The 16,658-nt window shown below is 33.9% G+C and carries 16 protein-coding genes; all 16 read left to right on the top strand.

The window, feature by feature from the left end:
* A partial coding sequence (gene mutS, locus FI695_06655; protein ID MQG51640.1) for a DNA mismatch repair protein MutS occupies positions 1 to 2,035 on the top strand: 2,035 nt, incomplete at its 5' end.
* Complete coding sequence (gene mutL, locus FI695_06660) at positions 2,025 to 3,767, top strand: DNA mismatch repair endonuclease MutL (protein ID MQG51641.1); 1,743 nt, start codon at positions 2,025 to 2,027, stop codon at positions 3,765 to 3,767. The genes mutS and mutL, both read left to right, overlap by 11 nt.
* 99 nt (positions 3,768 to 3,866) lie before the next feature.
* Positions 3,867 to 4,085: a hypothetical protein gene (locus FI695_06665; protein MQG51642.1), complete on the top strand. Its 219-nt coding sequence runs from the start codon at positions 3,867 to 3,869 to the stop codon at positions 4,083 to 4,085.
* 132 nt (positions 4,086 to 4,217) lie between these two features.
* A complete protein-coding gene (locus FI695_06670; GenBank protein ID MQG51643.1) occupies positions 4,218 to 4,517 on the top strand; it encodes a hypothetical protein in 300 nt (99 codons plus the stop codon).
* A 22-nt stretch (positions 4,518 to 4,539) separates the two neighbouring features.
* The gene (locus tag FI695_06675) at positions 4,540 to 5,103 is read left to right on the top strand and encodes a cytochrome c3 family protein (protein MQG51644.1); all 564 of its coding nucleotides are present in this window, start codon (positions 4,540 to 4,542) and stop codon (positions 5,101 to 5,103) included.
* Positions 5,069 to 7,408: a twin-arginine translocation signal domain-containing protein gene (locus FI695_06680; GenBank protein ID MQG51645.1), complete on the top strand. Its 2,340-nt coding sequence runs from the start codon at positions 5,069 to 5,071 to the stop codon at positions 7,406 to 7,408. Before FI695_06675 ends, FI695_06680 begins: the two co-directional genes overlap by 35 nt.
* An 11-nt stretch (positions 7,409 to 7,419) precedes the next feature.
* Entirely contained in the window at positions 7,420 to 8,151 is a 732-nt protein-coding gene (locus FI695_06685; GenBank protein MQG51646.1) for a 4Fe-4S dicluster domain-containing protein, read from the top strand.
* Positions 8,126 to 9,526: a hypothetical protein gene (locus FI695_06690; GenBank protein MQG51647.1), complete on the top strand. Its 1,401-nt coding sequence runs from the start codon at positions 8,126 to 8,128 to the stop codon at positions 9,524 to 9,526. The genes FI695_06685 and FI695_06690 overlap by 26 nt, the downstream gene beginning before the upstream one ends.
* A gap of 16 nt (positions 9,527 to 9,542) precedes the next feature.
* The gene (locus FI695_06695) at positions 9,543 to 10,916 is read left to right on the top strand and encodes a molybdopterin oxidoreductase (GenBank protein MQG51648.1); all 1,374 of its coding nucleotides are present in this window, start codon (positions 9,543 to 9,545) and stop codon (positions 10,914 to 10,916) included.
* 17 nt (positions 10,917 to 10,933) lie between these two features.
* Positions 10,934 to 11,443 (top strand): DUF3341 domain-containing protein, encoded by a 510-nt coding sequence (locus FI695_06700; GenBank protein ID MQG51649.1) that lies wholly within the window; start codon positions 10,934 to 10,936, stop codon positions 11,441 to 11,443.
* Positions 11,444 to 11,528: 85 nt separating this feature from the next.
* Positions 11,529 to 12,080: a cytochrome c gene (locus tag FI695_06705; GenBank protein MQG51650.1), complete on the top strand. Its 552-nt coding sequence runs from the start codon at positions 11,529 to 11,531 to the stop codon at positions 12,078 to 12,080.
* A gap of 23 nt (positions 12,081 to 12,103) precedes the next feature.
* Positions 12,104 to 12,520, top strand: a complete 417-nt coding sequence (locus tag FI695_06710) for a cytochrome c-type biogenesis protein CcmH (GenBank protein ID MQG51651.1) — start codon at positions 12,104 to 12,106, stop codon at positions 12,518 to 12,520.
* 26 nt (positions 12,521 to 12,546) lie between these two features.
* On the top strand, positions 12,547 to 14,484 hold the full coding sequence (locus tag FI695_06715; protein MQG51652.1) for a heme lyase CcmF/NrfE family subunit: 1,938 nt from the start codon (positions 12,547 to 12,549) through the stop codon (positions 14,482 to 14,484).
* Entirely contained in the window at positions 14,481 to 14,867 is a 387-nt protein-coding gene (locus FI695_06720; protein ID MQG51653.1) for a hypothetical protein, read from the top strand. Before FI695_06715 ends, FI695_06720 begins: the two co-directional genes overlap by 4 nt.
* A complete protein-coding gene (locus FI695_06725) occupies positions 14,864 to 16,042 on the top strand; it encodes a hypothetical protein (protein ID MQG51654.1) in 1,179 nt (392 codons plus the stop codon). Before FI695_06720 ends, FI695_06725 begins: the two co-directional genes overlap by 4 nt.
* Positions 16,032 to 16,622, top strand: a complete 591-nt coding sequence (locus tag FI695_06730; protein MQG51655.1) for a TlpA family protein disulfide reductase — start codon at positions 16,032 to 16,034, stop codon at positions 16,620 to 16,622. Before FI695_06725 ends, FI695_06730 begins: the two co-directional genes overlap by 11 nt.
* Positions 16,623 to 16,658: the final 36 nt, after the last annotated feature.

A 16,658-nucleotide genomic window follows, 5' to 3' on the forward strand; every position in this document is an offset into this window, starting at 1 on the left:
CCAGATAAATGAGTTTATTATTACAAATTCAAATGAAAGCTTTTCTAATGTCGCCAATTCAAGAAAAAAACTTCTGTCTCATTTTAATATCCATTCCTTAAACAGTTTTGATATTGCTAATAACGATTCGCAAATAATCGCATGTGCCGCTCTGATAACATATCTTTCAAAACTACACAAACAAAGTGCAGCAATAATAAGTAATATTAGAACTACAAACTTATCTAATTATATGCAATTAGATAAACAAACTAGACGAAACTTAGAAATATATAACGGCGGAATTGATGGTATTGAACAACATTCTTTATTAGCTATTCTTGATAAAACTCAAACTTCTATGGGAGCTCGTTTAATGCGGAATTGGATAGGCCAGCCGTTAATTACTATTGATGGCATTCAATCCAGACAGGGTTATGTTGAGATGATGTTTAATAATCCATTTGCAAGAAACACCGTTAGGTCACATTTAAAAAAAATATCAGACTTAGAAAGATTAGCGATACGAGTTAAAAATGAAACTGCAAGCCCTCGTGATCTTTTGGCACTTAAACAAAGTTTACAAGAAATACCCAACATAAAATTTATATATAGAAATGACAAAGGATTCGAAAATATAAATCCAGAATTAATTGAAAAAATGGATGACTGTGCGAAAGAGTTTGAATTATTAGAAAAATCAATAAATGAAGATTCTGGTCCATTAGGGGAAGGTAATGTTTTTAAATCTAAATACAATTCTGAATTAGACGATATTCGATCTATTGCCCAAAATGCTAGAAAATTCATTTCAAAACTGGAACAATCAGAACAAGTTAAAACAGGGATAAAAAATTTAAAAATTGGTTATAACAGAGTATTTGGATACTATATCGAAATAAGTAATTCAAATATTCATAATATACCTGACGAATACGAAAGAAAACAAACTCTAACCAATGGTGAACGATTCACTACTGCCAAATTAAAAGAGTATGAAAAAATCATACTACAAGCTAGAGAAAACCTTCTTCTTTTGGAAAATTCATTGTACAAAAAACTATTAAATCAAATAAGCTTATCCTATGAAATTATACTTAATAACGCTCAACTTATAGCTGAGCTAGATGTATATTGTTCACTTGCACATATAGCTCAAGAAAACACATATATTAAACCCGACATAAATGATACCCAAAATATTAATATTATAAACGGGCGACATCCAATTATTGAAAATAGTTTGAGTAAAAGTACGTTTATTCCTAATGACACAATACTTGACAATCAAAGCGGGAAAATGATGTTATTAACAGGTCCCAATATGGCAGGAAAATCAACTTATCTACGACAAACAGGGTTGATTGTATTGATGGCACAAATAGGGTCGTTTGTACCAGCAGAAAAAGCCTCAATTGGCATTGTTGACAGGATATTTACAAGAATTGGATTACAAGACGATCTTTTTCTAGGTCAATCAACGTTCATGATAGAGATGAGTGAAACCGCTTTAATCTTAAGAAATGCAACTAACAGATCATTACTTATATTAGACGAAATCGGACGAGGAACTGATACTAAAGATGGGTTAGCTATTGCGCACTCTATAATCCAACATATTCATAATAATTCAGAATTGGGAAGTAGAACATTGTTTGCTACCCATTATCACGAACTAGTATATCTTCCAGACCAATTACCACAATTAACAAATTATAACGTTGAAATTATTGAAGATGGAGAAAATCTGGTCTTTCTTCATAAAGTTAATAAAGGCAAATCGAAGCAAAGTTATGGAATACAAGTTGCTAAACTAGCAGGTATACCCCAAAAGGTTATCGATTCTGCTAATTTATACTTAGATTCTTTACCTAATAAAGCTAATGGTGGGTATTCGCCAGATACACCGAAAACCACAAATACCCAAATGCAATTATTTCAAACTGAAAGCATTATAGAAAAAACTATCAAGAACGTTGAGATTGAAAAAATGACTCCTCTTGAAGCATTAAATTTGATTGAAAACCTAAAGAAAAAACTAATCGATGAAAATTAAAGTTTTAGACCCATTAATTGCAAGTAAAATTGCCGCTGGTGAAGTAATTGAAAGACCTAGTTCTGTGATAAAAGAGTTAGTAGAGAATTCCATTGATGCTAATTCCAAAACTATTGAAATCGAAATCATTAATGGTGGAATGGATTTAATTAAGATAACTGATGACGGTAATGGAATATCAAAAGAAGACTTGCCTTTGGCCATTGAACGGCACGCTACCAGTAAAATAACCAACATAGACGATTTAACACGTCTTACATCAATGGGGTTTAGAGGAGAAGCATTAGCAAGTATAGCAGCGGTATCCCAAATGGAATTATCAAGCAAATCACCACAAAGTATCGCAGGTTCCAATATACAGGTCGAGAATTCCATGATTCTCAATGAAAATCCGATAAGCATGGTTAATGGTACGTCAATAATGGTGAGTAATTTATTTTATAATCTACCAGCTCGTAAAAAATTTATGAGCACCCAAAAATCAGAATCTAATAGGATTGTACGATTAATTAATCATTTTTGTGTAACCCATCCAGAAATAAAATTCAAACTATTAATTGACGAAAAACAAAAAATTAACACTCACGGTGATGGGGAGCTTATCCATACAATTGCAAAAATTCTGAATCAAAACCTTGCAAGTGAATTAATTTCTGTCTCTAATTATGATGGTGATTTTAAAATATCTGGATATATATCTCCTCCCCATATTAGTAGAACAAATAGATCAAATATTTTGTACTCAGTAAATAAGAGAATAGTAAAAGACAAGTTAATTACTATGGCTTTAGAACAAGCCTACAGAGGATTTTTAACTATCGGGAAATTCCCGATTACCGTATTAAATTTAAATACTAGCCCATCAAAAGTAGATATAAATGTTCACCCTCGCAAAGATGAAGTAAGGTTTATGAATGAAAACGAAGTATTTTCATTTATTCAAAGATCAGTAAGAGAAACATTGATACAAAAGCACCCTGTCCCTAATACATTTAATGCAGTTCATAATACTGCGTATCCTTTAACATCATCTGGTACAAAAAGCAATTTTAGAGAAGAATCAATTTACAATAATCGAATTGAAACTCGTGAACAGACGTCCTTCAATTTTAATACAAATAATGAAAATACTTTATTTACAAATAATAATTTCCCAATTCTAAGAGCAATTGGACAAATCGATAATACTTACATAATCGCAGAAGGTGAAGATGGTATGTACATATTAGACCAACATGCCTGTCATGAAAAAATAAATTATGAAAAAATTATCCAATCAATCGGTTCTAATATGTTAGACATGCAACTACTTATGGAACCATATTTAATAGATATTTCAAGCTTAAAAACCAGGTTTCTAATGAATAAATTAGATTCTCTTAATACTAATGGAATATCAATTGATTTACTTGATGACCAAACCATTATGCTAAAAGGAGTCCCTGCTACTATTATTAATACAAAACTTAATGACTTTATTAAAGATATAGAAACTTTTATAGAAAGTGAATTAGATATAAATGATGCTTTGGGGACTATGAACACCATTGCAGCATCCATTGCTTGCCACAGCTCCATAAGAGCAGGGGACACAATCGATCTAAAAGAAATGAACCTTTTATTACGAGATCTAGAAAATTGTAACGAACCTTTTCATTGCCCTCATGGAAGACCAACTATCCAAAATATAAGTATTAATCAATTAAATCATATGTTTATACGCCCAAATTAACAAATTTATCAAAAACTGCTCACACAATGTTGATTTATTTTTAGAAAGTTAATATTCTATATACGTTAAAGCAAAGTTTATCTGAGTTGGAGAGGTTTAATGAACAATAGTTTAGTTAACAATAAAACATCCCGTCGATCCTTTATGAAATATATACTTTTGGGTTCAGCGGCTGTAGCGGGGGTATCTATAATGAAAGGCTCTCAATTTTCTTCCAGTGATAAACTTTACTCAAGCCAATCTTCTATTTTTACACCTAGAATTGATAAAAAGAATTTGTTTGATAATAAATTTGTGAAGAAGTTTTTAGTAAGGTAATTGACGAAATTTAATATATCGACAAATACAACATTGCAAAATACTTCACAAAGTTGAATTTTACTGATATATTTCTTTTGGTGTTTTGATAGATATAATTAATAACTATGTAAAGGGAATAATAGTCTTAAAATGTATTTGGATCCAAATTATTTAACAACTGAAATATGGGATGGGATAGCTTTAACCCTTCGATTGATCTGGATTCTTTTTATTTTAATTTTCTTTTTTGTTGTAAATTTCTTAACAGCTCACGCTTTAATTCCTTCTTTGCTCAGCTCTAAAAGCATACCTGAAAGCGCAGCTAAACTACGTCCAATTCTATATTTTGTAGCTTTAATATTTTTTGTAGCATTTATTGGAACTTTTTATATAACTTTGGATAGTAACGGAATAATTACGCAATTATTCTACGAGAGAAAATGGATTTAAACACATGAAAGATATTTCTTAAATGAGTAACACAAAAAAAATTATAATTGCTGGAGGTGCAGCTACCACATTGGTACTAGTTGCTGTCGGATTAGGGATATACTTCCTCTTTTCAGCGTGGTTTGGTCTAACACCATTATACTCAGGACCTGAGCAACCTATAGCATTCCCACATACTAAACACGCAGGAGCTGTAGAAGATGGTGGATTGGGATTAGATTGTACTTTCTGCCACAGAAATGTTGCAATTGGAGCAGCCGCAACTGTGCCCGCTGTTCAAGCTTGTATGTATTGCCACGCAGGCGTTGTTGGTAGTAATTCTTCAGCTCAAACAGAAATACAAAAACTTCGCACAGCATACGAAAATGAAAACCCTATTGATTGGGCAAGGGTACACAGGCTTCCAGACCATGTTCAATTCTGGCACGCCCCTCATATCAATGCAGGATTTGAATGTAGTCAATGTCACGGAGATGTCGCGAATATGACTAAAGTTAAACAAGTAGAGCCTTTAAAAATGGATTACTGTGTAGACTGCCATAGAGCAAATAATGCTCCTGCGGACTGTACAACTTGTCATTATTAATATAGGTGGTAAAAATATAATTATGGAACTTAGTAGAAGAAAATTTTTAAAACTATCAGGAGCATCAGCTTTAGGAGCTGTTATTTTCAATGGTTGTGGAATACCTGAACAAGACCTGATAGTTCAAAGTCCTCTAAACATGCCAGAAGATCAGGTCTCTAGCCTAGAAGCATGGTATGCCACATCTTCCGGCCCTTATGGTAATGGTGAAGGAATACTAGTTAGAATTGTAGGTGGTAGAGCCGTTAAAATAGAAGGCAACCCCGATCATCCTGTTAACAATGGGAAATCTTCAGGTAAAAACCAAGCAGGCTTACAAGGGTTATACAACCCAGATAGAATTCTAAACCCAATGAAAAGAGTCGGAATTGGCGCTTCTAGAAGATGGATAGACATTACATGGGAGGAAGCATTATCCGAAATATCTAATTCTATTAAAACTTCTTCAGAGACTAATTCACTGGCTATAGTTACAAATAAACAAAATGGAACAATTGGTGAAATAACAAACACCTTCGCTAACGCATTAAATAGTAATGTAACTGTTATTGAAGCTGTCGACCACACCAATCTAAATCAATCTATGCTAGATGTCTTCGGCCAAAACACTATTCCTAATTTCGACTTAGGAAACTCAGATTTTATACTAAGTTTTGGTGCTGACTTTTTGGGGACATGGTTGTCACCTGTAAAATATAGCCGAGATTACGGAAAATTCAGACAAGAAAATGATCATCGAGGAAAATTTATCCAAATAGAGCCACGAATGTCACTGACTGGAGCTAATGCCGACAAGTGGGTTTATAACACTCCTGGCACAGAAGGGAAAATTGCACTCAGTATTGCATATGTAATAATGACAGAACATGCAGACAAAGTTGATTCCCAAGTTGTTTCTGACCTTACTGAGGGCAAAGGCCCTGGCCAATTAGAAAGTTATGCTCCAGCCAATATTTCAAATGAAACTGGTGTAAGCCCAGACGTCATAAAAGATATTGCTGAAGAAATTATTTCACATAAACACAGTATTATAATTGGTGGTGGTTCTGCCGGAGCTCATGGTAATGGAATAGAAAACCTTAATGCAATATATTCCTTAAACGTTTTGATTAGCAATATTGGTAAAGAAGGCGGCGTAATATTCAATCCTAAGTCCATAGGGGGAGATCAATATAAAGCATCTTCTTTAAATGAATTGCAAGCACTTATTTCAGACATGAATGCGAAAAATATCGACACTGCTATTATCCGAGGGTCTAATCCAATACACTCACTTCCGTCTTCATTGGGATTTGAAAATGCTTTAGTAAATGTAAAAAACTTATACTGTATTTCATCCTTTATGGATGATACTGCTGCTATGGCTAACATTATCCTTCCAGAATCGGTTTATCTTGAAACTTGGGGCGATGATGTACCAAACCCACTCCCTGGATATGATGTAGTAACCTTCCAACAACCGGTAGTAAAAACATTAAACGATAGCAAATCTTATGGTGATATTATACTAGCATTGTCTAAAAATATCGGAGGAGATCTATCTACTCAACTACCATGGGAAACAACGAAAGATGCTATTAGAGATAAAGCCAACAAGCTATATCAAACAGGTAGAGGTACTATTAAAAGTGCTAGCTTTGAAGCATTCTGGAACGGGCTACTTCAGCGAGGTGTTTGGGTAGATCAGGAAAATAAAGGTAACAAATCTTTATCAAATATTAAACCATTACCAGTCAGTATCTCTAAAACTGAATACAACTCTCAAAGTGGCGCAAATTACCATTTACTTCCATTTGAGACTAACACCCTAGGCGATGGTATAGGAGCCAATATCCCATGGCTACAAAACATTCCTGACTTACTCACTACTGCAGCATGGGAAACTTGGATGGAAATAAATCCACAAACCGCCAGTAAAGAAGGTATAGTTGAAGGTGATATTATTAATATCACTTCACCTTTTGGAAATATTAACGCCTTAGCCTATATCCACCCCGCAGCTGCCCCTAATGTGATTTCTGTACCTATGGGGCTTGGCCATAAAAATTATGGGAGATTTAGGGTTGGTCCTAACATAGAAAAATACCGTACATTTGTTGGTCAGGATAGGGGAGCTAATGTTTTCTCAATAATCCCCGCTGATAACAGGTTGTGGGCATCTATGAAAGTAAGTATATCTAAAACAGGTAACTGGAAAAGGCTACCAAAATTTGAAGGCGATGTTCTTCCTACCTTGCCAGATCAAACTCAACCTACAATTTTACCAATAACTGGATTAAATGATCATCATAATGACAATCATTAGGAGAATATAGAATGGTACAAACACCTAAAGCTAAAAAATGGAAAATGATAATCGACATCGATAAATGTACTGGTTGTCAGGCATGTGTATTAGCATGCCAGGCTGAAAACAATATACCATTTAATACAGATGCTTTATTTAATCAAAGCAGAGCATCTGAATGGATCAGAATAGAAAGATATTGGGAAGGAGAATTCCCAAATGTTAAGGCAAAATTCATGCCAGTCTTATGTCAGCATTGTAACAATGCTCCATGTGAACCTGTGTGCCCAGTTTATGCAGCGTATCATAATGATCAAGGTATGAATGTTCAGGTTTATAACAGATGTATCGGTACTAGATTTTGCCAAAACAACTGTCCCTACCACGCAAGATTTTTCAACTGGTTTGATCCATATTGGCCAGAAGGTATGGAAAATCAATTAAATCCCGATGTAACCGTTAGAAGCCGTGGTATTATGGAAAAATGCACATTTTGTGTACAACGAATACGTAGAGCAGAAATTGATGCTGATATTGAAGGCCGCGCAAATGTCGACGGAGATGTAAACCCTGCATGTGTTCAATCTTGTCCTTCAAATGCATTACTATTTGGAGATTCTTTGGATCCAGATAGTAGATTAAGTAAAAAATTAGACGATGCGCGCAAGCATACTCTTTTAGATCATTTAGGAACAGAGCCTAATGTAATATACTTGAAAAAAGTTGATGAAGATTATGTTGATAAGGGGGGACATCATTAGTAGTTCACACCACGCACATCCACCAGTAGTGCCCGCAAATGAGTTTATAACTGATTTTACAGCATGGCACAATAAACCTAAGCCAAGTTTGAATAAAGCTATTCTAGCTTTTGGAGTACTAACTTTTCTAGGTGTTCTCGGGATTGTTATAAAACTTTTTACAGTAGGGCTAGAAAACAGAAGTGATTGGGGCTACTTAGCAGCGATAACAGCTTTCTTGTTCTCAACAGCAGGATGTACACCGTTTGTTGTTCTTGGACTACGTATGATTAAGGCTCATTGGCGACGACCAATAGCAAGAATAGCAGAATCATATTCGTTAGTTACGGTAGTAACGTTTTCACTTGTATTGCTGCTCTTATTCCTTATTCCTTCATCTCAAAACAGACGAACAATTTGGTTCCAAAATGATCATATAGGCACAGTAGGAGCCATACCATTTACTCCTCATTTATATGTGATTATAGGTATACTATGTATGGTTTTAGCTGGGTTAGGGCTATGGTGGCTATCATTGAAACCTGATCTTCGTCTCTTTAACAACCTTAAAAAAACTGACAAACCAACCAATAAATCATGGGTGGGTAATTTAAAACAATGGAGAGTACATAACAAGGGTTTAGCTTTTCTGGGTGCATTTTTCTTTTTAACTTTTATTTGGGCGATAACCTTATATTGTGTAGATTTGTGTATGTCTCTCGTACCTGGATGGAGAGATGCAATCTTTCCTGTCTATCAAACCCTATCAGGAATCCAGGGTGGACTTGCAACTGTAATACTATCCATGTATTTCTTGCGACGATTTGGAGGATTTGAAAAATACATCTTTATGGAACATTTTTGGGCAGCAAGCAAACCGTTACTGGCTACATGTTTACTTTGGTTTTATTTTTGGTTCTGTGCTTTCATAATATTTTGGTATGGACGTATGCCTATTGAGCAAGACCTACTTCAACTCATTATGTTCGGCCCATATAATATTGCATTTTTTATAGGTTTTTCATGCTGTTTCCTTATTCCATTTTTAATACTGGTATGGAACTTTGTAAGAAAAACTGTTTGGGGACCTCCTGTTGCTAGCGCAATTATTATAGTAGGTTGTTTCTTTGATAAAGTGCGATTATATGTTTCATCGTACTCAGTACAAGATGATTTAGCATTACATGCAATCACTGAAATACCTGCAACTATTTTGCCCAATCTCACCGATTTACTAATAATAATTGGTGGTATTTCATTACCGATATTCATAATGCTACTAAGCACACGACTATTTCCAATAATCTCAGTTTGGGAAATGGTCGAGGGATTACGACTAACAAAAATGACTAAATATTTACGTACAGAACTTCGCGTTCTAGGTAAGCCAGAATAATAAAGGACTACTAATAATGCAAGAACGAGTTTTTCTACCAAATAAACAAATAAACGATGATCTACTAAAAGGGTCTTTTGAAACTCCTTGGTGGTACCTAGCATGGATGGGATTATTTGCAGCATTAACCGCTTGGGGTATGTTTGCTTTTGGTTATGCAATTAACAAAGGCCTAGGTGTGACTGGGCTAAATAGACCTATCATGTGGGGATTTTTCTTAACTGATTTTATTTTTTGGGTTGGTATTAGTCATGCAGGTGTTATGTTGTCTGCAATTCTAAGACTTGCTAAAGCTGAATGGCGACGTCCAGCTACAAGAGCTGCAGAACTTTTAACAGTGCTATCACTTATGGTCTCTGCGCTACACCCAATCTTTCATTTAGGTAGGCCTTGGAGATTTTATTGGCCATTCCCATATGATTTCTCAAGAGGAATATGGCCAGATGTACGATCTCCTTTAGTATGGGACCCACATGCGATTTTTACCTATCTTATCGGCAGTACTTTATTTGTAATAATTGCATTAATACCAGATATTGCAGTATTACGAGATAAAACTAAAGGTGTTGCAAAGGTTTTCTATGGTGCTCTAGCTATGGGGTGGAGAGGAACACCGCGACAATGGAAAATACAAATTGTTGCAGGGTTTTTACTATCTGGACTACTTTTACCAGTTTTCGTTTCAGTGCATAGTATTGTTGCTTGGGACTTTGCTGTTAATATTGGTACAGAAGGTTGGCATGTAACTATTTTCGCACCATATTTCGTTATTGGTGCAGTGCATTCAGGAGTTTCTGGTGTTGTTACAATGTTAATTTTACTAAAGTGGATGTTTAAATGGGATGACTATATACGACAGGAACATCTGGAATCCCTAGCCAAATTGTTAATAGTTATTGCTACTGTATGGTTTTACTTCTTTTTCTTGGAATTTATATTTGCGCTTTATAATCTAGAAGACCAAGAAATTGCACTCAGAGAGTTACAATCATTCACTTGGCCGTACAACCTAATAGCTTTCATTTTCTTGTTCTTCGGCTACCTAATACCAGTACCATTATGGCTATTCCGAAGAGTTAGGAGAAACTGGACAGCTATGTTTATAACTTCAATAATGGTGAACATAGGTATGTGGTGTGAAAGATTTTTAATAATTGTCCCAGGACTAGCTAGAAAAACAAATTTCAACTTTAGTTGGGGAAGTTACACACCAAGTTGGGTAGAAATATCCATAGTTGTTGCGTGCTTTTCGTTAATCTTTTTATTGATAATGTCATTTGCTAAAGTTTTCCCTCTAATACCACTTTTTGATATTAAAGAAGGACAAACACTTAGTGATGAGATTCAAATAGGAAAAAGAACTGTACCTGCTCTAAGAGTAGAAGAATGATTTATAAATTTTAGGAGATTAAAATGGCTCAAATGTTAGCTTTATACAAAACTGCTGAATCAGCTGCACAAGCAACTGAAGCACTTGATGGTGCAGGAGTTACAAATGAAGAATGGGATGTTCTAACAGATGCTCCATACCCTGAAGGGGCTTTTGGGGAAAAAGATCCAGAACACAAACTTTACGTATTTCCTTTTATGGGAGCTTGTATAGGTTTTACTTTAGCAATGATTGAAACAATCGGTACTCAAACAGCTTATCCACTTGTAACTGGTGGTAAACCAATTTTTTCTATGCCAGCCATGACAATTATCGCATATGAATTGACTATGTTAGGAGCAATAATTGCAACTGTTCTTGGAATTTTATTTGAATCTCGAATTCCAAACCCATTTGCAGGAATTTACGATGAAAGAATTACTGAAGGATATATAGGTATCACTATAGTATGTGATGAAGACAAAATAGAGTCTCTGGAAACATTGTTCAAATCAAATGGTGCTGAAGATATTATTATAGAGAAATAATTGTACAAGTTATAAGGAATAATCAGTGGTAAATATTTCTAAAATACTAAATAAGATAAATATATTAAATATAAAGACAGTTATTATGTCTTCTATATTCATGCTGTTTGTTGCTGGTTGTGGGGAACCACCTCCTACATATCCACTTGATATATTCCCTGAAATGCATTACAACCAATCCTACAAAACTCAAGAGCCTCCAGCATTGACTGCTCCTTCCGATTCAGTCCCTATAACCGGGAAAGAAGTGATATACACATTAAAAGAAGCTCAGGCTTTAACTAACCCTGTAGAATACAGTCGTGATACTGCTCACAAAATATACACAATTAACTGTAGTGTTTGTCACGGAACGCAAGGATTAGGTGATGGCCCCATGAGAGCAAAGCTTGAAGCTGTTGCTAAAGAAGATTGGTTTTATGGAACAAAAGGTAATCTCCCAGCTAATCTTTCTTCAAATGGTTCCACTGTTGCTAAACCAGACGGAGAAATATACCAAACTCTTACCCTTGGTTATGCCGGTGCATATGGCCTACCTCACAAAATATCTCCAATTATGCCTGCATTCAGAACCTATTTAACTCCTGAAGAACGATGGCAACTTGTACACTATATTCGAAATGAGTTCCAAAAGTAGACAAATATTAATAGAGTATTTTGTTGGAAACATCTTATTACAAAGATAAAAGATTAATGTTAATGAAATCATTCTTGTTATGTTTTTTAATTTTCACTATAAGTTGTGGAATTGAGGAAACAAACGAAGAAGTAGCACAAAGAATCGACAGAACCTTAATGTGCCCTGTATGTCCAGCAGAAACTCTTGATCAATCACAATCAGAATTGGCCAAACAAATGAAGTCTGTCATTCGTATTCAATTATCAGAAGGTAAGACAGATCAAGAAATAATAGACTATTTTGTTCAAAGATATGGAGAAGAAGTATTATCCTCTCCTCCTAAATCGGGATCGAATTTGATAGCCTGGGTCACACCAGTTGTTTTATTAATTTTTATCACTCTAATTATATCAATCAGATTGATAAAAAAATCTATTATTAGAAAAATTGAAATATAAAATGAAATTGATAGTATAATTAATTTATGGCACTAATTGGCACATCGTTAATATATATAAGTCTAGTAGCTACATTATATGCACTTGTTACATCAGTAATAGGTGTCAGGCTAGGGAACAATAAGCTTAATCTTAGCTCCAGTAACACTGTACAACTTTTGTCTGTCTTTCTTTTAGCTGCCACTCTAATTTTAGTTGTATCATTTGTAAACAACGATTTTGGGATTAGATATGTATCAGACCATAGCAGCTTAGCCATGAAACCTATATATACTTGGGTTGCTTTTTATGCGGGAAATGAAGGTTCACTTTTATATGTAGTTGTTGTTTTTGCTGTGATGTGTGCTATTTATAACATGTCAAAATCTGCAAAATTCTTAAAAGGAACAAACATTATATTAATGTCTATTATGGCATTTTTTGTATTAATTTTATCAACATTAGCAAATCCTTTTGTAGAGAACATTTTTGTTCCAGAAGATGGTAGGGGGATAAATCCATTACTTACTCACCCTGGTATGTTTTTTCACCCACCAATGTTAATGGCAGGATTAATTGGAACTGCAATCCCATTTGCTATAGTCAATGGTCTACTAATTACTAAAAACAACATTGATCAACAAATTGATCTAATACGCGTTTGGGTGATAGTTATATGGGCAATTCTTGCAATTGGTTTATTACTAGGTTCTTGGTGGGCATATACAATCTTAGGATGGGGAGGTTATTGGGCCTGGGATCCCATAGAAAATGTTGCACTTATGCCATGGCTAACCTTAACAGGCTTCTTACATTCTATAATGGCGCAAAAACGTCGAGGAGTATTTAGAATATGGAATATCGTACTAATTGATATTGCATTCTGTTTATCATTGTTTGGAATATTTATAAACAGAGGTGGACCTGTCCCCTCTGTCCATTCTTTTGCCTCTTCTGATTTAGGGTGGATATTATTATTATTTATGTTCGTCGCGGTTTTATTTAGCATTATTACGTTAACATTAAGACTAAAGTTTGTTAGATCTAGTAATGAAATTGAATCCATATTGTCGAGAGAAGCATCATTCGTATACAACAACATCCTCCTATTAGGAGTAACATTTGTAACTTTCTGGGGAGTAATATATCCATTGATATCCGATATTACTCAAGGTAAAACTGTAACAGTCGCCGCACCATTTTATAATCAAATTAATGGGCCTTTGCTACTTACTTTACTGGCCCTTATGGGGATTGGCCCATTGTTACCATGGAGAAATTCTTCTGCAAAAACCTTATTACTAGCCACACGGACCCCTGCAATTATTTCAGTATTACTCGCGGGGCTACTATTTGTTTTAGGAATTACTAAAATTTACCCATTGGTAAGCTTTTTTATATGTACCTTCGTTTTAATATGTATTATCAGAGAATTTATTTCTGGAACGATAATACGATTCAAACATGGAGAGAATATTTTCAAATCTTTCATTAGTTTTATTGCTTCTAACCGTCCTAGATACGGGGGATACATTGTACATATCGCTATAATTTTATTAGCTATAGCTGTGACGGGATCTAGTTTTTATAAATTACAGAAGGATATAGTGTTATCTAAAGGAGAACAAACTGAATTAGGAGAATATACCATCAAATATATTGACTCAAGTACTGTACAATATAGTGATCGTTCAGAATTATTTCATGACTTAAAAGTCGAAAAGGATAACAAAACGGAAGACATTGTTTCATGGCAAGCATTTTATCCTAAACAAAATGTTACCACTGTCCGCGCAGCTATAATCTCTACATTACTACACGACGTATATATAATATCAACTGAAACAACAGAAAACGAAGAAGTCGTATTCCGTATGACTATTAATCCATTAATATGGTGGATGTGGCTTGCTGGACCAATATTGATATTAGGCTCATTAATAGCATTATGGCCAGAAAATTCTAAAGAGCAGGAATATTTATGACCGAGACAACTTATGCAGTAACAATAATAGCGTCAGTATCTTTTGTTGTGTTTATTATTTACCCATTACTTAAAGGAGAAAAAACATCTATCAATAATATTGATAACTTCTCAATAAACCCTTTAGAAACATTAAAAGATAATCTTAACAATCCAGATATTTCTCAATCTGAAGAATCTATAGAAATGATAAAAGAAAGTATTGTATTTCTTGAAGGTATCGACAAAGAATATGAAACGAAAATTAAGGAATTGATGATCCCTGATAAAAAGAGAAAGTATATTCTTTGTTTAAAAGATGATTGTTACACGCCTATTAAAAACTTCACAAAAAAATGCCCCACATGTTCAATACCAATAAATAAAGAATCGTTTAATTTATGATAAGACACAATTACACAATAATATACTTTTGGATTATTCTTGCATTTTTTCTCGGAACTGTAACTACTGTAACTGCAGATGATAAGCGCACTATTCAAGGTCAAATAACACTAGTTAAAGGAAATATGGAAATACCTCTGGAAGAAGTAGAGCTAAATATTTTTATTAGCCCTTATCAAGACGATATGAGTATAATCCGAACTTTAACTGATACCGCTGGTGAATTCAAAATTGAAAATATATTAACATCGAATTCATTGATACTAATCAATTTTTCTTATGATAATATCGATTACTCACAACCAGCAGAACTCACTGATTCTGCTGAAAAAATACAAATTAAAGTATATGAACAAAAAAGTGATTATTCTGAGATCAGTATTAAATCACAAAGTATGATCATTGTGGATGTAGACCCTTCAAATGAAATCCTTTCTATAATGGAAATGGTTAATATTCATAACCCTACACAATATACTATTGTCCCTGATTCTGAATCTGTGATGAGCTTGTTGAGATTCTCATTACCAGAACAATACTTCGATTTAGATATACAATCCAGTCTACCAATAGGGAATGCTATTGAGGTTAATAAAGGTTTTGGAATGACTAATCCAATCCCTCCAGGGACAAATGAGGTTATCTATTCATATCGAATTATTTATGATAAAAAACCATACCAAATCAACAGAAAAGTTTCTTATCCTATCGATAATTTATTAGTATTGATACCCGATGGTATTGGATCTATCAATAACTCTTCAAGTGCTTTTAAAGTACAAGGAATAGCTAATATTGGATCAAGAAATTATAACCAATATGAATTTGGAGATTTTAAGAATGCTGAGACCATAGATATCATTTTTGATGATTTACCATCAATAGGAATTTTTAAAAAACTAATTCAACATCTTGGCAATAATCCTTTGACATTTATTCCAATAGCTTTAGGTATTATAACAATAGCTGCTCTAATTATTTATGTGGTTCTATCAAGACACAAATCGCTATCAACAATGTCAGAAACTGATATACTTTCAATGATAGCCAACCTTGATAATACTTATCAAAATGGTGATATCAATGAAACTATTTATTTAAATAAAAGGGCTCACCTAAAAAACATACTTCTCGATAAAGCCTCTAAGAATTTATTGCCTGAAAATGAAATTTAATTTTTCACTAACACATATAATTTCTCTCATATTAATTGTTTTTTTCATCATAATAGTTGTATACATATTAGCCTACGGACTATCCAAAAGTTCTGGAAATACAGGAGCATTTGGTATAAATGAAACATATAACAAAATCGATCTAGATAATATACCCGTAACTGAATTTACAGTAACTGAACTAACGGGGGAAAAATCAAAACTAGACATATCTTCGAACGGTAAATCGGTTACCATGGTAGATTTTTGGAATTCATGGTGTCAGCAATGTATACAAGAAGCAGAAGAATTACAGCAATCTTATAAAAATTTATCTAATAAAAATATTCAATTTATAGGCGTTGCTATTTGGGACGATCTAGGTGCAATAAAGTCTCATATAAAAGAGTACGAAATAAGTTACCACAATGTAATTGATGAAGAAGGCATGGTCGCTATTGAGTTTGGTGTAACAGGTATACCTGAAAAATATTTCATTAATTCAAATGGGGAAATTATTATGAAAATTTTAGGACCAACTACATCTGAGCAGTTAGAATCTGTTATTTCAGAAATCATTCTAACAAATAATTCAATTTAACCAATAAACTTTAAAATGACCCCTAATTTAATTAAA

Source organism: SAR202 cluster bacterium (assembly GCA_009392515.1).
GTDB lineage: Bacteria > Chloroflexota > Dehalococcoidia > Lucifugimonadales > UBA6952 > UBA6952.